Raw genomic sequence first — 17,357 nt, forward strand, 5'->3', positions numbered from 1 at the left:
TGGTTGCGGGATTGCTCGATCCCTCGGCAGCCAACGGGTTTGTTTCGTATCACGCTTTTGCAGTCAGGGGTTCTTTGATCCCCAAACGCAACGGCGCAAAAATAACCTTGGCTCGGTGTCCCGCAGCCAAGGCCAAACTCCACACGCTCTCGCGAAGTGTGCCGGAGGAGAAAGATGTGACCACTCTCAATCGTCTTGGTACGCGTCTCTCGCGAACTCACCATCGGATCGAGGTATCTCAGTTAATGCAACTTATAGTTCAATTAAATTTTCTGCGCCGCTGCGAAATGCAACTTCCCGTTTCATATATTGCAACTGTGTTCAAAAAGACGCACTAAAGCATTGACTGTCCGCCGTCCACACTGATAGTCTGCCCGGTTATGAAATTAGCGTCGTCACTACACAGAAATGCAACTGTTCGTCCAATATCGAGCTCAGGATCGCCGAAGCGGCCAAGAGCGATTTCAGTGAGATAGCGCGTGCGTTCCTGGGGATTGGCTTCGAGATAGGCTTCAGCGGCTGGCGTGAGCGCCGCCGGGCAAATGACGTTGACGGTAATGCCATAGGCACCCCATTCGCGCGCGGCAACACGTGAAAGTCCACGAATGCCCTCCTTGGTTGCGGCGTACGCGCCGAATCCCTTGAGCCCCTCGATACCTGTGCGCGAGCCGAAGTTGACGATGGCGCCGCAGCCCTGTGCCTTCATGTGCGGCAATACTGCCTGCATGAAATACAGCGTGCCGTACAAGCCAGACTCGAGTGTGTTGCTCCAGTCATCGTCGGTAACGGACTCAAGCGACACACCCGGGCTGCTACTTTGTGCGTTGTTAATAAGCGCGTCCACGCGTCCGAAACGCTCAATTGCAAGTTCGACCGTGCGCACGGCGTCGGCTCGATTGCGCGTGTCACCAGGCACGACGAGCACTTGCGAGCCGATGGCGCTCAATTCCCCGGCAGCGTGCGTGAGTTTGCTTTCCGTGCGGCCAGTCAGCACCAGACTCGAGCCCTCGGTGGCAAGCGCGCGGGCGATGCCGAGTCCAACGCCTTGCCCGCCTCCGGTCACGATGGCGACCTTTTCTGCCAGTTTTTTCGTGTGCATGAGTGATCCAGAAGTGAAGTTTGATGCTGCAGTTCGACGCACGTGCGTGCCACGTGAGTGTTGCAGAAACCGTCGCCCGAGCGTTTCAATTTTGTGAACGTCGTTCAACTATATCTCAACTTGGACGAGAGGTTGGCCTGGCGTATTCCCGAATTCGGACGGTGGAAAAGTGTGCCAAATTGTGATCGTTGTAAAACTATGTGAATAGTTCACGTATAATCGATGGAGTCAATTCATGGGGAAAATCATGTTGAAAGAGACCTCGGCGCCGGCGGATCGGGATGTCAGCGGGCCGCGCTCGCTGACCCGACTCCTCGGAATTTTCGACGTGCTGGCGAAGTCTCCGGAAGGGATGTCGCTGGCAGAACTGAATGTTGCCCTCGAGTCGCCGAAGAGCAGCCTGCTCAATCTGCTGAGGCCTCTCGTGGCGGAAGGGTTTTTGCTACACGACGCAGGCCGCTATCGCCTGGGGCCTTCGATCTTCCGCTTGTCCGCCGGCGTGATGGCCGCGTGGAATTTCTCGAAGATGCTGCGCCCGTTCCTGGTGGATCTCTCGAAGAGCACCAATGAAACCGTTTATATCGGCGTCCTTGATCACGAGCACAAAGAGATCACCTATGTCGACGTGATCGAGAGCGAACAATCCGTGCGCTATTCGATGCACATCGGATTGCGCCGTCCGCTCTATTGCACGGCTGCGGGGCGCGTGCTGCTGGCTCATGCGCCGGAAGCTTTCGTTACCGACTACATGAAGACGGTCAAGTTCGAGCGTCGTACGCCGCAAACGGTCGCGACGAAGAAGGCGCTGCGTGACGAACTCGATCACATCCTCGAAACCGGTTTGTCGGTGAGCCGCGGCGAACTGCTGCCGGACTCCGCGGGTGTGTCGTCACCGATCTTCGGGCCGAACGGTAACGTGATTGCAGCGATGGCGATTGGTGCGCCGCTCGAGCGTTTCGATCGCGAACGCCCGCAACTCGAGCAGAACATGATCAGGGTGGCCCAGCGCGCGTCTGCATTGGGTCAAGCCGAAGAGGAGTGACCGGCCAGCGTGCCGCACATTGAGGCATATGCTTCAATGTGCGGCACGCATGGCGATTTTGAAGAAGCGTTGGACCCGCGTGTAACAGATCGTCCGCAACGACGATCAATGGGCGTGACGCTTCGGCAGCATGGAAGCGATCAGCAGTCCGGCAATCGAACTACAGGCGATGTAGACGAATACAGAAACATAGCCACTGTCGGCAGCAAACGACCCGTCGTCATGTCCCCCCGTCGCGCCGCGCAGCAGCACGAATACCACCTGGGCGCCTACCGCGAAGAAGCACGAGAAGAAGACGTAGAGCATGCCCGTCGCCTCGCCTGTCTGATGCGCAGGCGTCGTTTCCACGATCTGGTTGTACAGCGCCGTGCTCGCGAAGGCGAGCCCGAACGAGCACAGGACCGCGCCTGGAACGAAGAGCAGCAGGCTGCGATGGAGCACGATCAGTGAGGCCCAGGCAAAGGCCAATATGACCATGCCGATCAAGGCAGCGCGACGCGCCTTGTAGCGGGCCGCAACGCGGCCGCTCCACGGGCTCGCGACCATCGCGACGATGTTGACGCTGAACATCAGCAATCCGGCCGCTGTTGCACTCAGCCCGAATCCGGCGTGCGTGCCGGCAGGCTGCTGGGCGAGCAGCGAGAAAACCTGTCCCAGTTGCATCGCGCCTGCCGCGAGGAATGCCATGCAGGCATTCGCCAAGATGACCTCGCGCGTCTTCAGCAGACGCACGTTGATGAGCGGATGACGCGCCTTGAGTTGATGCCGCGCCCATAGTCCGAGCACGACCATGCCGCCGCCAATCAAACCCCAGAGTCGCGCATCGCCAAGCCCCCACGCGCGAATCTGTTGCATCGCGAAGAGGATCGCGCAAAGTGCGGGAGCGAACGCAAGGCCTCGAATGTAGTCGATCCGGACGCTGGGATGCTGTGGTGACGGTGGTGTCCACGCGCGTACGGCAACGACCGCCACGACGCAAAGCGCGACCTTGAACCAGAAGCCGCCTCGCCACGAATAGTGGTCAACGACGACGCCCGCGCAAATGTAGATCAACCCCGCCGACACCATGCCGGCCGCACTGATTAGCCCCACTGCGGCGGGCAGTCTGGCGGGCGGCAGGTTCTCGCGAACCATGCCGATGGAGAGCGGCGTGATGCCCGCCGCGATCGATTGCATCGCGCACCCCGCGATGAGCACGCCGACGTTGGTTGCGCACGCGGCGACGACTGCCCCGGCTGCGGCGACCGACATCACGACGAGCAGGATACGACGGTAGCCCAACAGGTCGCCGAGCCGCCCGCTCATGGCGGCAAAGATGGCCGAGCCGAGCCAGTAGGCGGTAACGGTCCAGCTCACGGAGTTGGAGGCAGGGAATGCTTTGTAGAGCGTGACCAGTACCGTATAGATAACGGTGATACCAGACGAGGCTGCCACCGCGGCTAGCAGGATCGCCGTCGTGAACCCGCGCGGGGGACCAGCAACGGGCTGTGCTCGGTGTGCCTGCTGCTGGAGGACTTCAGCTTGCATAAACGTCTCCGGTTGTACGTCTCGTTTCGAGTATACTCATATACGAACGACGTTCGCATTGGTGTTTTCTGGAAAGTGGTGTGCGAACTTCAGGATTGTTGACGGTGTCGACCGATATCAATTCGATATCGACGTTTCTGGGTTCGATATGAGAGTTTTTGGGCTGATGGCTTGAGCCGATACTTCTCTCAAGGGCGCACGTTCAGCAGCGCTCCCCCACAATCAGGAGAGAGTTCATGCAAGCGTATCAAGGGAAGATTTACGACGCCGACACACACTTCTACGAAGTCGAGGACGCATACAGCCGCCATTTGCCCGAGAAGTTCAAGAAGGACTGGTCGTTCACCAGCCGTGTCACGGCCGACGGCAACCGCTGCATGTATGTCGGCGACCGCAAGGTGGAAATCAGCGAAGGCTACACCTCGGCCGAGGGGCACGTGCCGCCGCCGGGCAAATTGCATGAATGGCTGCGCGCGATGAAGGACGGCAAGGATAACGTCGACATGCGTGTCGCCCCGACGCCGGACATGTTCAATCGCGACGCACGCCTGAAGAAGATGGACGAATTCGGCGTGGAGGCCTGCACGATGTACATCGGCGAAATGGTCGCGTGCATTTCGTACCTCAACGAGCCTGCTGCCGCAAATGCCGTTTTGCATGCGTATAACCACTGGATGCTCGACGACTGGGGCTTCAACTACAAGGACCGGATCTACACGACGCCGGTCGTCACGCTCGACGATCTCGACGCCGCTGTCGCCGAGGCCAAATGGCTGGTCGCGAACGGTGTCCGCGTCATCCTGATGCCGATGGGGCCGTTCAATGGCCGTGCGCCGGCGGACCCGTATTTCGATCCGTTCTGGTCGATCCTCAACGAAGCAGGCGTGCGTGTCACGTTCCACGTGTCGGAAGCGATCTACATGAAGGATCACATGGCGGTGTGGGGCGAGCCGGTGCAGCAGTCGCGCCAGCGTCAAACCGCCTTTGTCTGGATGCACGGTTACGGCGAGCGTCCGGTGATGGAAACGCTGTCGTCGTTCATCTTCTACAATTTCTTCGAGCGCTTCCCGCGCGTCAAGCTGTGCAGCGCGGAAAACGGTGCCGAATGGGTGCCGTCGCTGCTCGTGAAAATGGACAAGTGCCGGGGCATGGCGAAGAATGGTTACTGGCCATGCGGTCAACTGAAGAAGCGCCCGAGCCAGATCTTCAAGGAAAACGTGTTTGTGGTCGCGTATCCTGAGGACGACATCGGCCAGATCATCGCGCAAACGGGATCATCGGACTTCCTGTTGATGGGCTCCGACTATCCGCACGCGGAAGGCGTGCCGGAGCCGATAGACTTCGCGGCGGAAGCGCTCAATGCGCTTGCCGAAGAAGACACGCGCAAGATCATGTACGACAACGGCCGCAGGTTCATTCCGCTGCAGGTGTAATCGAAGTCGCGCGGGGCGCCGGTGCGGCGGGAATGGCACCCGGCGTTTGCGCGGCGGCGCGACCCGCCGTCCCGCGCTGTCTCTTCTTTGTGAACAGGTTAGCCATGAATATTTCGGACTATAAGGCGTTATTGCTCGAACGCGACGGCGGCGTCCTGACCGTCACGCTCAACCGCCCCGAAACGCTGAATGCGTTTGACGAGCAGATGGACATCGAGATGTCGCGGCTCTTTCTCGATGTCGCGGAGGACAACGAGACCCGTGTTGTCGTGTTGACGGGCGCTGGGCGCGCATTCAGCGCGGGCGGTGATATCGAGCACATGCAGCAGGTCATCGACAACCCGGCGTTGTTTCTGGAAGGCATGCAGCGCGCCAAGAAAATCGTCTTCTCGATGCTCGATTGTCCGAAGCCGGTCATCGCGAAGATCAATGGTCATGCCATTGGTCTGGGCGCGACGATCGCGTTGTTCTCGGATCTGAGCTACGCGGCCAATCACGCGAAGATCGGCGATCCGCACGTGAAAGTCGGCTTCGTAGCGGGCGATGGCGGCGCGGTGATCTGGCCGCAGCTCGTCGGCTACGCGAAGGCCAAGGAATACCTCCTGACGGGTGACCTCCTCACCGCGGAAGAGGCGGCGCGTCTGGGGCTCATCAATCACGCCGTCCCGGCTGACGAACTCGATGCTGTTGTCGATGCCATGGCGAAGCGGCTGGCAAACGGAGCCGCGCGTGCGATTCAATGGACCAAGGCTTCAATCAACATCGGACTCAAGCAACTCGCGCATTCGATTCTCGATGCGTCGATCGCCTACGAGGCGCTGTCGAATTTGACTGAAGACCACCAGGAAGCGGTCAACGCGTTTCGCGAGAAACGTGAGCCGGTTTTCAAGGGACGTTGATTTTTTCGCGCCCGAAGCGGCGAGGGAGTGATCGGACATGCAACGGGTAGTAGTGGTAACCGGTGGCTTCGGCACATTGGGACGCGCGGTGGGCCGGGTATTTGCCGACAACGGCTGGAAGGTCGCGCTGATCGACAAGGCGCCTGCGCCGGAGGGCGCGAGCGCGGAGCAGCTACACGCCTCCTGGTGGCGAGGCGGCGTGGAACTGACTGACCTGGACGCGGCGCGCGCGGCGTTTTCGGCGACTGTCGAGCAGATTGGCAAGCTCGATGCCGTCGTCAACATAGCGGGCGGATTTCGCTGGGAAACACTGGCGGACGGCTCCCTCGAGACGTGGGATTTGATGTATCAGATGAACGTGCGGACGGCCGCAACGGCATCGAAAGCGGCGTTGGACTATCTTGCTGTCGGCGCGCACGGCGGTCGCATTGTCAACATCGGCGCTGGCGCCGCACTCAAGGCAGGTATGGGAATGGGTGCGTACACGGCGTCGAAGTCGGGGGTGATGCGTTTGACGGAGGCGCTAGCCGAAGAGCTCAAGGATCGTTCAATTACCGTGAACGCGATCCTGCCGGGCATTATCGACACGCCGCAAAACCGCAACGACATGCCCGATGCAGACTTTTCACGTTGGGTACGGCCCGAGGAAATCGCGAACGTGATTCTTTTTCTCGCTTCCGAAGCTGCGTCGGGGGTAACCGGTGCATTGATTCCGGTTACTGGGCGCACCTGAAGATTAGCAGGCCACCAATAGCAGTTGACGCCTGATACAGGGGCGTCAACTGCAAAACTGCATTTCAGGTGAGGCGCGCGAGCGAATCGTTGCTGAATCCGAGAAACGGCTCGCCAAGGCGGGCACGCCGAGCCCAGTTCGGGTCGTGCAGAAGCGAACGTCCTACGCCAACAAGGTCAAACTCGTTGCGCGAGAAACGATCCAGCAGTGGTGTTAGGTCGGGTTGTACCGATGTTTCGGCTCCGGCCATGGAATCGTAGTAACCCTTATTAATGCCGATTCCGCCCACCGCCATAGAATACCGGCCGGTCACTTTCTTTACCCAGCCTGCGAGATTCATCTCCGAGCCCGGGAATTCCGCGCGATTGAAATAACGCGTACTCGCCTCGAAGATGTCGACGCCAGCATCTGCGAGCGGTGCGAGGATCTGTTCGAGCTCGTGCGGATCGTTGGCGAGGCGCGCACGGAAATCCTGCTGTTTCCACTGTGAAAAGCGGAATGTAATCGGCATCGTATCGCCGATCGCTTCGCGTATCGCGCGCACGACTTCGGCGGCAAAGCGGCTGCGCGCCACGAGATCCCTACCCCATTTGTCCGTGCGTTGATTGGTCTCAGCCCAAAGGAACGCATCGATCAGATAGCCGTGCCCTCCGTGGATGGCAATGCCGTCGAATCCGGCGGCCTTCGCAAAAGTCGCGCTTCGACCGTAGGCGGCGATGACGTCCGCGATCTCGGTGTCGGCCATTGGTCGGGTTGGTGGCATGACCCGTTCCATGTAGCCCGCGTTGAGAGAAGTCGTACGTCCGGACGGTCCCCACAGTCCCGATGGCCGCAGTGGCGCGGCGGCGGGGAAGGGCCCCGTGTTCGCCTCTTTCATCGGTCCCATATGCCACAGTTGCGGAAAGATCACGGCGCCGCTTGCATGAACTTCGTTCGTCACTCGCCGCCATGCGGCGACCGATTCTTCCCCGGCGAGTACGGGAATCGAATTCTCGCCGAGTCCGGCTTCGCCTAGCGCCGCCGGATGATCGACACCGACACCTTCCGTGATGATGAGGCCAGTCTCGCCCTGCGCGCGCCGCTTGTAGTAGGCGGCGACGTCACTGCCGGGCAGTCCGTTGGGAGAAAAACCGCGAGTCATGGGTGACATGACGATACGGTTGGCAAGCGTGACGCCTCGAACAACGAGTGGCGTAAAGAGCGATCCGATGTCCATATTCATTCATATAGTTGACTTGTGTGCGAATAATGATACGCTATGTCCTGCCGATGAAAAAGGAATATTGGCGCCGGTCACCAACGGCGTTGAAGAGGAGAGTGGCATTGGAACAAGCACACGCACTGGCGGTAGACGCGCTTGAAGAGGGCGAGGAAAAGTCCATTCCGGAGGGCTTTGCCTTGATGCCGGAATTTGGCCCCTTCCATCAGATGTTCGGTCCTACTTATTTTCGCAAAAGCGAGCGTGGACACGTCGTCGGAATGTACGTGCGCGAGGCGCATCGGAATCTCGGCCAGATGATGCACGGCGGCGCCGTTTGCATGCTGGCGGATACGGCCATTACGTGGGCAAGCAAGTATTCGCGTCAACCGGCTGTAAGGGTGTTGACGACGGGCTTGACGGTCAACTTCATGGGCAACGCGGAACCGGGCGACTGGGTGGAAGCCCATGTCGACGTTCTGCGCTCTGGAAAACGGGTGATTTTCTCGGACTGCCGGATCTGGGCCAATGCGAAGTGCATTGCCCAGGCATCCGGACAGTTTCAGGTGATGGGGGAAGTCGGCGGCTAGTCTGCCGGCGAGGCAGGCGCGCGGCGAACGTTACTGCATTGCCCTGGCCCGAACCTTATCGAGCGTTGCTCGATACTTCCAGGCGGTCAACAGGATCCGATGAATCCGCTCGGCCCTACGCTTGCGTTCAGCGCGCGTAGTCTGGATCGCGAGGTGCACTTCGGGGGCGCCAGTGACCAGCGTGAGGAGATCACGTGCCGCGTTCGCAGGATCGTCGATGTCGATCATTCCATTCGCCGCTGCGGCTTCCAGAACGGCTGTAAGCGGTTCCAGCATCGTCACCACGAACTGCAGAAACTGCCTTGCGACATCCGGAAAACGTATCGCCTCGCCAATGACCATGCGTGAAGTGTGAATGCTGTCCGGTATTGCCATGTGCTCGACGAGCGCATCGATAAGGCATGCCAGGTTGGTCGAAAAGTCGCGGCCGGGCTCCAGGTGCTCATCGAGCTTGCCGCGCAGGTCGGACATCCCGCGCCAGACGATTGAGCGAAAAAGCTCCTCCTTCGTGCCGAACTGGCGGTAAACGGTAGTTTTGCTGACGCCGGCCAGTGATGCGATTTCCTCGACCCTTGCGGCGCCGAAACCCTCCCTCATGAAGACCGTTTTGGCGGCGTCGAGCAGGCGCTCGCGCAACTGGAGCGCGTCGTCGTGGGTGGGCCGGCCGGCCGTTCGAGGTTTGCCCGCCGCAGCGAGCCGCGAGGCTCCGTCGGGAGCCTGAACTGCCATAGGTTTGGACATTGTTGAGCGTTTGATGACGGAATTAGGGCATCAGTATACTCACGAGCGCGAGGGGGTGCCAATACTGGCACCCCCTAGGGTCCAAAGTGCTCGCGGCCGAAATCAAACGTTGATCATCCCACGCACATACGACTCCATCGTGCCCGCGCAAGAGAGCTTGTCTTCGCCTTCTTCGAGGTCGGCATAGCGGCCGACCTGCCTGACCAGCGGTCCCTGGAGGCCGTCGGTGTTGCCCGCCGGCGAGAAGTCCATTGTGACTTTGTCGCCGGTGATGAAGCCGCCCCAGTATCCATCGGCAAGCAGGTCGAAAAACGCGAAGCGGCCCTCGACAACGCCGCGCCCGTCCGACGGATTCAGTAGCTGCTCACCTGCTTTGTCGAGCACGAACGGAACGATCCAGGGGCAGATTGCGTAGCCCTGTGCCACCTCCGACCAAGGGCCGGTCCCGATCATTTCGGACATGCCATAGCTGTTCTGGACGTTCTCCTGGCGAATGCCATAGAAGCGTATGATCTGCTCCCGATAGTCGGTGGGCGCCGAGGTTCCCTTCAATCCGCCGCCGGTCGTGATCACCGTGTCGGGGTGGCAGATTCCATCGGTGATGCCGCGCAGGCGGGCGCGCTCCACGAGCGTCCAGTGTAACGACCAGTTGCCCTGTACGAGAACGGGGACGTCGCGCTGCGCGACAAGCCTGTCGAGAAAGCCGTCGATCATCGCGCCAGTATGGCGCTGCCGTGCCACTGCATGCTCCTGAAAAGCGGCGACTTCACTGGGTTTGGCGGAACCGTCGGCAATGGCACGACGCATGCGGCCCATCGAGATCGTTGCGGAAGCAAGCACCGGCTCGTCGAACATCAGCGTGCTTTCGGCGCCAAGTCGCTTCGCAGCGCCAAGTACCGGTTCGATGTGACGATGCGCGCCGGCAGGCGGCATCATCAGGAATACCGGGCGCTTGCCGAAATCACGGCGGATCAGTTCGTTACCGTGAACGCCGAGTTTCACACACGACTCGGTGACGTTCTCTAGATCGGCTCGCGTCTGGTTGATGAAGCTGCATTTCCCGGACGTGCCGCTCGAGCTGAACACGTAGTGTCCCGCTTCGCGCAACCGGCCCATCCACGCGTCGACGTCCGCCACGCCCGTCATATCCACTTCGCTCACCGGGGTGCTGGAAAGCGTCTGCAGCCAGGCCGCCAGGTGCTTCCAGCGGCCGTTGTCGATGAATTGCTCGGGGTAGCTCTTGTAGATCTGATGCGCGAACAGGAGAGGAACCATGTCCTCATGGTGGTTGATGGTTTCAACGCCCATATCGTCCGCGCGGCGGCGCAGCAGCCTGATCTGGTTGCGGCGCTCGGCGAAACGCTCCTTCATGGCGGCGAGCTGAAGCTCGCGAAGGTTCTCAGGGTGATTGCGGAACGGATCGGCGTCATCGCGAAGCATTGCGTAAAATGGGTCCAGTGCGGACATGTCGTCTCCCGGGCAACGAGCTTCTGCAGCGTTAGCGATCAAAGTCAGTGGAACTCGACACGTCGAGCCACGCTTCAAGATTGTCCTGTACGGACGCGAGCTTCTTGCGGACGACGTCAACCGCATCGGGGCCGAGGGGCAACCGCAGCGGCGGGTTCTCCGCGGATACCGCACGCACGACGGCGGCGGCGGCCTTGGCTGGATCTCCCGCCTGCGTGCCGTGGTAGCCACCCATCATCTGGCGCATCTTGCCCACCGTTTCAGCGTAGGCAGGCGATTCGATCTCGCTCCATTTCAGCGAGCCACCCGCGAAATTTGTGCGAAAACCGCCCGGTTCGATGATGGTCACGTGAATTCCGAACGGCTTCAGTTCTCGCGCTAGCGATTCGGACAGGCCTTCGATCGCGTGTTTCGAGGCGCAATAGAAACTGCAACCCGTGATGCCGATAACTCCGGCCACCGAGGAAAAGTTCACGATATGCCCGCGCTTTCGCTCGCGAAAATGGGGCAGCACGGCGCGGATCACGTTGACCGTGCCGAACACGTTGGTATCGAAGAGCTGACGCGCTTCCTTGTCGGAAACCTCTTCGAATGCGCCGAACAGGCCGTAGCCGGCATTGTTCACGAGAACGTCGATGGCGCCCGCCTGGCCAATGGCCTGCTCGACGGCGCGGGGCACCGAAGCGGCGTCGGTGACGTCGAGCAACACGCCGTAGGCGCGCCCGGGCACGAGATTCTCGAACGGCGCTATCTGCGTGTCGTTACGCACGGTGCCCACCACCTTGTCACCGCGTGCGAGGACCGCTTCCGCCAGGGACCGGCCGAAGCCGGACGAAACTCCCGTGATGAACCACACGGTCGGATTTGTCGTTTGCTCAGTCATTATTGAGTAGGTCTACGTAGTATTGGAAAGAATTGGCTCAATTGGCAATACGGGCTTCGGTCATATCCGCAATTTCTCCGCGGACATAGGCGTCGATCGTTCCGGCACACGAAAGCTTGTCGTCGCCGCCGGGAAGATCCTTGTAGCGCACCACGTCGCATATGATGGGCGTTCGCACGCCGTCGATGCCGTGGCCGAACTCCACGGTGACCTTGTCCCCGCTAATGACCCCGCCCCAACGGCCGTCGGCGAGCAGATCGATCATCGCAAGCCGCCCTTCGACGACACCTTTTCCGTCACGCGGATTTAGCAACTGCTCGCCGGTGGAATCGAGTACTAGAGGGACGAGCCACGGCGGCACGGTCCACGCCTTCGCTTGATGGAACCACGGGCAGAACCCCGATACTTCGCCCATGCCGTATCCATCGTTGAAATTGGTCGCGTTGAAATTGAAGAAGCGTTCGCACTGCTGCTGGAAATCTTCCGGCAAGTTCGCCCCCTTCTTGCCGCCGCCGATACTGATGATCGTGTCGGGGTTGAAGTCGCCGTCGGGAATGCCTCGTTCGCGAGCCGTGGCTACGATCTGGTAGAGCATGCCCATCATGCCCATGATGAACATCGGTTCATGGCGTCGCTCGAGCAACTCGTTGATGAAGCGCCGAAAGTCGGCTTGCACGCGCTCGGTCCGTTCACGATTTTCGTTCTGGAAGGCTTCGATTTCGCTGGGCAACGCGGTGCCGTCCGCAATCGCCCGCCGCATGCGCGCCATGCGCGTGGTCTGGGCGGCGCTTTGTGGCACATCCGACATGTAGTGAATGTCGCCAGGCAGTGCAATCGATTCGGCGAACTTCGCCATGCGCTCGGTGCCGGTGTAGGACCCGGAAGAGGGCGTCAAAAGGTACGCGGGATAACGGCGCGACCGATCGCGCATGGAGCTTGCCGCCCAGCGAATACCCTGGTCGAGCAGGCGCCAGCCCAGTTCACGGTCGGTTTCACTCTGGTAGATGAACGACTGCTTGCCTGAGGTGCCGCTCGAGCTCATCACATAGTGGCCGTTGCGGCGCAACTCGTTGATCCAGTCGTCGAGATTGGCGACCTTACTGTAGTCGAGCCCATCGATCTTGTTCGTCGTAAGGGTTTGAAGCCATGCCGTGAGGTGACGCCATTTGCCGTTTTCGATGAACGAATCGGGATAGCTCTTGTAGACGGCGTCGGCGAATAACAGCGGAACAGCGTCATCCAGCGTGCCAAGTTCCGTTACACCGGCTTCGCTGGCCCGTTTGTCGAGAATGCGAATCTGTTGACGGCGCTGCGCGAAGCGCTCCCGTACGGCCTGCAGCTGTACGGTATGGAGGTTCTCGGGCGCGTTGCGAAAGGGGTCCTGCAGATCCGTGAATTGCAGGAGGGAGGAAAGGGCATGCATTATCGCGTCTCCTCCTGGTTCGGACCCGATTCCTCCGAGATCCATTTCATGAACCGGTGGATCGGGAACATGCCGTCATGGGGGTAGCCACCAACGCCATCGGAAATCGATTCGCCCAAAGCGACCATGCGCTGCACGCCTGCGCACGCAAGGGCGTCGCGCACCTCGGTTACCCGATGCGGCGGATAGATGCCGACGGTCTGCGTCGCTACGGTCGCGTAGCGCGCTCCGTCGCGCAAGCTGCCTACGGGAATGACGTTGACGGTCTTGCAGATCGGATGGAAGTCAACCATTTCGTCCGAGCGCACGACGAGACCCTTGCCGTCGTAGCCACCGAACACGCGATAAAGCGGCTCCATTTCACGCAGCACGTCGACGGCTTCACGAATGTCGCTCGGCACCAGAGGGCCCTGGCCATCGCCATAGCGGTAGTCCTCGCCCAGCGCGAGAGCGAGTTGCTCGCAGTAGCGGTCGGCGTCGTCTTCGTCGCCTTCGATGAACTGATAGCGGCTTGCGTTGCACGCATCCTGGTTGAACGACAGCACGTCGGCGGCGCCCGCACGCGCGACCTCACGCAGAACTTCGCTGGAGCTGAAGGCCTCGCGGCCGATCAGGGAGATCGACACTTTGGGGTCGAAGGCAACCAGTTCCAGACCCGGCCCGGCGTAGCGCGTCACGTGGCGTACCGCGCTCTCGCCGCCCCAAACGACAATCTTGTCGAAGTACTGCGGGCGATAAAGAATGGACTCGACGTTCTCGTCGCCTCCGCGCCAGTAGGCGGCGGAAAAGGACTGCGTGACGGGATGGTTCGGATCGATTTCGGCCATCGTGCGCAGAATCGCGGTGGCCGTGAACAGGTCGTTCGACGGCAGCTTGAGCAGATGCACGCCTTTTGTCAGCGCGGCGCGCATGACGGTCATGGCCGCAACCATCGGCGAGTTGCCCGCCAGAATATGAACGAGCCTCGGCGGGAAGGCGCGCAGACGGCTAGGTCGGCCGCGCAGCGTGCGTTCTACCCAGCCGTCGACGAGCCTCGCGTCGCCAAGGCTCACACGCAACTCGTCTTCGATTACCTCGCGCAAAAACAGGTTAGGTAGATCCCGATAGCAGTTCTCGAGGATCCGGCGTCCCAGGGGACTCACCTTGATCATCGATTCGAGTGCGGCCTGCATGAGCGGATTGACGTCGAGATGCAGGCGGGGACCGAGCTCGACGAGGAAATCAATAATCTGCTCGACCGGCACATCAAACGCTGGACCCGACTGCGCACGCGGCCAGACGAGGTCATCCAGTTCGATTTCGGGCGTGCAGAACCCCTGACCGAGATCTCGCGATACGTGCTTGATCGCGCTTCCGGTGATCATACGGCCGCGGTAGACATGCGCAACCGGCAGCAGCGCGGAAGCCGACGCTTGCGTCGACGTCTCGGCCGGTCTTGCGGTTGTTTCAGTGTGCTCCATGAACTGCTCCTTTTTCAATTGAGTCAAGCGCTGAGCTTTGGCGGATTCGTCGCTCAATTCGGGCATGGACGTAGCCGTTCAGCTCAGGTTGACGATCATTCGCTCGAGAAGACGTTTGACGGTTGCGACTTCGTCCATCGTGAAGCCGTGAAGCTGGCGGTTGCTCGTTTCCACGATGTGCGGCAGGGTCTCGCGCAGCAATCCACGGCCGTTTGCCGTCAATGCGAGTTCGACACTGCGTCTATCGGAAATGCTTCGGATTCGCTCGATCAATCCGCGCTTTTCGAGTGAATCGAGCTTCCGGGTCATTGCGCCACTGTCCGCGAGAAGGATGCGGCAGAGTGCGGTGGGCGTGCGTGCGCGCTCGTCGTAGAGCGCTTTCAGGATGCCCCACTGGAGAGCGGAAAGTCCGCTGGCGGCAAGCTTCCGGTCGATTTCGTTGCCCAGCAGAAGGTGAACCAGATTCATCTTGAAGGCCACGCTTTCTTCAGTTCGGTATTCCTCCGGGGCGAGCATTCTTGCCGGTGCGGCACCGGCGAAGTCATGGACCAGTGCGGGTGCGTCAAGGAGATTCATCAGGTACCTGCCAAAAAAGTATCTGCATCTGTGAGCAACTATATGCACGACATTCAAAATATGCAACGCTCGACCAGGTGTGGTTTTCCCCATGTTGCGGTCGAACGACTCTGTGCGCGACGATGCGCACGCGGCTTGCGTATTTCAATCGCCAGGGGGAAATCTTGTCTGCATTTGCTGTGATGAGTGACATGTCGTTGCCGGTCACGGTGGAAGGCGTGACCGCCGAGTGGCTCACGTCGGCACTCGCGTTTCGCTTCGCGGGCGTGGAAGTGACTTCGTGCAACCACGTAGCCGTGTTGCCTGGAACGTCGACGAAAGTGCGCGTGGCGCTCGAGTACAACGATGTGGGCAGGGAAATGGCGCTGCCTTCGCGCATGATCGTAAAAGGTGGCTTTCAGGATCACAGCGAGTCAATGAAGGACATGTACCGCAATGAAATGCGGTTCTATCGTGACGTTTTGCCATTCATAAATATGAACGCGCCGAAATGCTTCTATGCGGGCGCGGATCCCGATCGATGGCAATCTGTCGTCGTGATGGAAGACCTCGAGCAGCGCGAGGCTCGCTTTTGCAGGGCGCAGCGATCGCAACGCTACGAAGAGGTGGAGCGGCGTTTGAGTGCGATGGCGCGCTATCACGCGCAAACCTGGAACAGCGCCGAATTTGAAATGGGCGGCCGCTTTGATTGGGTGGGGGAGCGTTTTTCCGACTGGTCGCTGGAATATCAGAATCGCTATCTGGAACCGGATGTGTGGGCCCATTACGTCTCGCTTCCGCGAGGGGCCGCCGTGAGCCGGTACCTGCACGGTCGTGAATGGATGGTGGCAGCGCTCGCAGACATTGCGAGCCAGCACAAAGGAAAGCCCGTGTGTCTCATTCATGGCGACACGCATCTAGGCAACCTGTTCGTCGAACCGGACGGAACACCAGGCTTTTTCGATGCTCAAGTAAGCCGGGCGCCGTGGAGCCTGGAGGTTGCCTACCACATAGGCTGCGCGCTCGATATCGAAGACCGTCGCGCGTGGGAGCGGCCGCTGCTCGAGCACTACTTATCGCAATTGGCAACTGGCGGAGTCGAGGCGCCCTCGTTCGACGAAGCTTGGGAAGACTATCGACGCGATCTCGCATACGGCTACTTCATCTTCGCCATCAACGAGACACGCTTCCAGACGGAGGCGGTGAACACGGCCTACGCGGCGCGCTTTGGCGCGGCATTGGTGGATCACGGAAGAGTAGGCTCAGGTGATCGCAAGGAACGATAATGCAACTATGTGTTGCATTATCGTCCTCATGAGACTAAGCTTGGTCGAAAATGCCGACTCTAGCGCGCGCGTATGGACAGCCACACCGGGCACACAAGCGCGCGAATGCTTTGAGTGGCGAGCGACTACATCATTCGACTACAGCATGCCTTCTCCAAAAGTTTTTTATCAGCGTTTGAGCGGCAAGATCGCGATCGTCACTGGCGCGGGGTCGCTCGGGCAAGGTTACGGCACGGGCAAGGCTATTGCCTGTCTTTTTTCGGCTGAGGGCGCGTCCGTGTGCCTTGTCGATCAGCAGTACGAAAGGGCTACCGAGACACTCGCATTGATTACCGAATCCGGCGGTGAGGGGTTCGTCTGTACGGGTGACATCACGGATGTAGCCGTGTGCGCGCGAATCGTCGAAGAGACCGTTGAGCGATATGGTGGCCTGGACATACTCGTGAACAACGTCGGAATTTCAGGCGCACCGGGACGGTTGCAGGATATCGACGAGGCGTCGTGGGACCGCGTGATGGACGTGAACCTGAAGAGCGCATTCCTGATGAGTCGCAGTGCGGTGCCAAAGATCGTGGCGCGCGGAGGCGGGGCAATCGTCAATATCAGTTCGGTTGCTGGCATACGCAGTCACGGGTCAGCCGCGTACGGTTCATCGAAGGCAGGCATGGTTGCGTTCACGCGCGAGTTAGCGGTGATGTACGGCCGTGATCATGTGCGCGCCAACGCCATCGCGCCGGGGCACATCTTTACACCCATGGTGCAGAGCATGCTCAATGAAAAGGCGCGCGAGCGGCGCCGCAAGATCGCACCACTTCCGCTGGAAGGAGACGCGTGGGATGTTGCGTCAGCCGCGCTGTTTCTCGCCAGCGACGAATCGCGGTTTATTACTGGCATATGCCTGCCAGTGGACGGCGGTGTGACGGAGGTTGCGGCACTTGCTGCTTACGACCTCGTTGGACAATAGTTGGGCCGTGCGCGCTGGGCGTGCACGGCGCTTTGTTGTGTTGTTCTGCGGGCGGAT

16 protein-coding genes are annotated in these 17,357 nt (G+C 60.2%); 7 read left to right on the top strand and 9 right to left on the bottom strand.

Translation table 11 applies throughout. The features are described from left to right. Window positions 1–334: 334 nt before the first annotated feature. Window positions 335–1,099 carry an SDR family NAD(P)-dependent oxidoreductase gene (locus M3A49_RS11880; protein ID WP_266228853.1) on the bottom strand — a complete coding sequence of 255 codons (765 nt, stop codon included), beginning with the start codon at window positions 1,097–1,099 and terminating at the stop codon, window positions 335–337. 235 nt (window positions 1,100–1,334) lie between these two features. Here M3A49_RS11880 and M3A49_RS11885 point away from each other — a divergent pair, with 235 nt between their 5' ends. Continuing rightward, window positions 1,335–2,141: an IclR family transcriptional regulator gene (locus M3A49_RS11885; RefSeq protein ID WP_254353267.1), complete on the top strand. Its 807-nt coding sequence runs from the start codon at window positions 1,335–1,337 to the stop codon at window positions 2,139–2,141. 105 nt (window positions 2,142–2,246) lie between these two features. Here the strand turns inward: M3A49_RS11885 and M3A49_RS11890 are convergent, their stop codons facing one another. Then, window positions 2,247–3,668 (bottom strand): MFS transporter, encoded by a 1,422-nt coding sequence (locus tag M3A49_RS11890; protein ID WP_266228854.1) that lies wholly within the window; start codon window positions 3,666–3,668, stop codon window positions 2,247–2,249. A 236-nt stretch (window positions 3,669–3,904) separates the two neighbouring features. Here M3A49_RS11890 and M3A49_RS11895 point away from each other — a divergent pair, with 236 nt between their 5' ends. From M3A49_RS11895 to M3A49_RS11905, 3 genes are all read left to right on the top strand, one after another. Next, window positions 3,905–5,101, top strand: a complete 1,197-nt coding sequence (locus M3A49_RS11895) for an amidohydrolase family protein (RefSeq protein ID WP_266228855.1) — start codon at window positions 3,905–3,907, stop codon at window positions 5,099–5,101. A gap of 104 nt (window positions 5,102–5,205) precedes the next feature. Beyond that, window positions 5,206–6,000, top strand: a complete 795-nt coding sequence (locus M3A49_RS11900; RefSeq protein WP_266228856.1) for an enoyl-CoA hydratase/isomerase family protein — start codon at window positions 5,206–5,208, stop codon at window positions 5,998–6,000. Window positions 6,001–6,037: 37 nt separating this feature from the next. Continuing rightward, on the top strand, window positions 6,038–6,733 hold the full coding sequence (locus M3A49_RS11905) for an SDR family NAD(P)-dependent oxidoreductase (protein WP_266228857.1): 696 nt from the start codon (window positions 6,038–6,040) through the stop codon (window positions 6,731–6,733). 64 nt (window positions 6,734–6,797) lie between these two features. Here M3A49_RS11905 and M3A49_RS11910 read toward each other — a convergent pair whose 3' ends face one another. Continuing rightward, on the bottom strand, window positions 6,798–7,949 hold the full coding sequence (locus M3A49_RS11910; protein ID WP_266228858.1) for an NADH:flavin oxidoreductase: 1,152 nt from the start codon (window positions 7,947–7,949) through the stop codon (window positions 6,798–6,800). A 101-nt stretch (window positions 7,950–8,050) separates the two neighbouring features. On the opposite strand from M3A49_RS11910, the gene M3A49_RS11915 reads away from it, so the two are divergent. Next, window positions 8,051–8,521, top strand: a complete 471-nt coding sequence (locus M3A49_RS11915; RefSeq protein WP_254353261.1) for a PaaI family thioesterase — start codon at window positions 8,051–8,053, stop codon at window positions 8,519–8,521. Window positions 8,522–8,551: 30 nt separating this feature from the next. Here the strand turns inward: M3A49_RS11915 and M3A49_RS11920 are convergent, their stop codons facing one another. From M3A49_RS11920 to M3A49_RS11945, 6 genes are all read right to left on the bottom strand, one after another. Then, window positions 8,552–9,262: a TetR/AcrR family transcriptional regulator gene (locus M3A49_RS11920; protein WP_266228859.1), complete on the bottom strand. Its 711-nt coding sequence runs from the start codon at window positions 9,260–9,262 to the stop codon at window positions 8,552–8,554. Between the two features lie 102 nt (window positions 9,263–9,364). Beyond that, window positions 9,365–10,807, bottom strand: a complete 1,443-nt coding sequence (locus tag M3A49_RS11925; protein WP_266228860.1) for a hypothetical protein — start codon at window positions 10,805–10,807, stop codon at window positions 9,365–9,367. Further along, window positions 10,761–11,612, bottom strand: a complete 852-nt coding sequence (locus M3A49_RS11930) for an oxidoreductase (protein ID WP_266228861.1) — start codon at window positions 11,610–11,612, stop codon at window positions 10,761–10,763. The genes M3A49_RS11925 and M3A49_RS11930 overlap by 47 nt, the downstream gene beginning before the upstream one ends. A gap of 37 nt (window positions 11,613–11,649) precedes the next feature. Further along, window positions 11,650–13,080, bottom strand: coding sequence for a hypothetical protein (locus tag M3A49_RS11935; protein ID WP_266228862.1), 1,431 nt, complete (start codon window positions 13,078–13,080; stop codon window positions 11,650–11,652). After that, on the bottom strand, window positions 13,035–14,495 hold the full coding sequence (locus tag M3A49_RS11940; RefSeq protein WP_266228863.1) for an acyl-CoA reductase: 1,461 nt from the start codon (window positions 14,493–14,495) through the stop codon (window positions 13,035–13,037). Before M3A49_RS11940 ends, M3A49_RS11935 begins: the two co-directional genes overlap by 46 nt. Window positions 14,496–14,573: 78 nt before the next feature. Continuing rightward, the gene (locus M3A49_RS11945; protein WP_266228864.1) at window positions 14,574–15,164 is read right to left on the bottom strand and encodes a MarR family winged helix-turn-helix transcriptional regulator; all 591 of its coding nucleotides are present in this window, start codon (window positions 15,162–15,164) and stop codon (window positions 14,574–14,576) included. A 29-nt stretch (window positions 15,165–15,193) separates the two neighbouring features. Between M3A49_RS11945 and M3A49_RS11950 the strand changes: the two genes are divergently transcribed. Together M3A49_RS11950 and M3A49_RS11955 are read left to right on the top strand one after the other, a co-directional pair. Continuing rightward, complete coding sequence (locus M3A49_RS11950; RefSeq protein ID WP_266228865.1) at window positions 15,194–16,336, top strand: phosphotransferase; 1,143 nt, start codon at window positions 15,194–15,196, stop codon at window positions 16,334–16,336. 145 nt (window positions 16,337–16,481) lie between these two features. Then, entirely contained in the window at window positions 16,482–17,300 is an 819-nt protein-coding gene (locus M3A49_RS11955) for an SDR family NAD(P)-dependent oxidoreductase (RefSeq protein ID WP_266228866.1), read from the top strand. Window positions 17,301–17,357 lie beyond the last annotated feature (57 nt).

The sequence above is a fragment of the Paraburkholderia sp. CNPSo 3076 genome (genome assembly GCF_026343935.1).
Lineage (GTDB): Bacteria > Pseudomonadota > Gammaproteobacteria > Burkholderiales > Burkholderiaceae > Paraburkholderia > Paraburkholderia nodosa.

Coding starts and splice junctions, on each gene's coding strand:
- M3A49_RS11920 (WP_266228859.1), bottom strand. CDS start 9,262: ATGTCCAAACCTATGGCAGTTCAGGCTCCCGACGGAGCCTCGCGGCTC.
- M3A49_RS11935 (WP_266228862.1), bottom strand. CDS start 13,080: ATGGATCTCGGAGGAATCGGGTCCGAACCAGGAGGAGACGCGATAATG.
- M3A49_RS11940 (WP_266228863.1), bottom strand. CDS start 14,495: ATGGAGCACACTGAAACAACCGCAAGACCGGCCGAGACGTCGACGCAA.
- M3A49_RS11880 (WP_266228853.1), bottom strand. CDS start 1,099: ATGCACACGAAAAAACTGGCAGAAAAGGTCGCCATCGTGACCGGAGGC.
- M3A49_RS11895 (WP_266228855.1), top strand. CDS start 3,905: ATGCAAGCGTATCAAGGGAAGATTTACGACGCCGACACACACTTCTAC.
- M3A49_RS11930 (WP_266228861.1), bottom strand. CDS start 11,612: ATGACTGAGCAAACGACAAATCCGACCGTGTGGTTCATCACGGGAGTT.
- M3A49_RS11910 (WP_266228858.1), bottom strand. CDS start 7,949: ATGGACATCGGATCGCTCTTTACGCCACTCGTTGTTCGAGGCGTCACG.
- M3A49_RS11945 (WP_266228864.1), bottom strand. CDS start 15,164: ATGGGGAAAACCACACCTGGTCGAGCGTTGCATATTTTGAATGTCGTG.
- M3A49_RS11900 (WP_266228856.1), top strand. CDS start 5,206: ATGAATATTTCGGACTATAAGGCGTTATTGCTCGAACGCGACGGCGGC.
- M3A49_RS11950 (WP_266228865.1), top strand. CDS start 15,194: ATGCGCACGCGGCTTGCGTATTTCAATCGCCAGGGGGAAATCTTGTCT.
- M3A49_RS11905 (WP_266228857.1), top strand. CDS start 6,038: ATGCAACGGGTAGTAGTGGTAACCGGTGGCTTCGGCACATTGGGACGC.
- M3A49_RS11890 (WP_266228854.1), bottom strand. CDS start 3,668: ATGCAAGCTGAAGTCCTCCAGCAGCAGGCACACCGAGCACAGCCCGTT.
- M3A49_RS11885 (WP_254353267.1), top strand. CDS start 1,335: ATGGGGAAAATCATGTTGAAAGAGACCTCGGCGCCGGCGGATCGGGAT.
- M3A49_RS11955 (WP_266228866.1), top strand. CDS start 16,482: ATGCCTTCTCCAAAAGTTTTTTATCAGCGTTTGAGCGGCAAGATCGCG.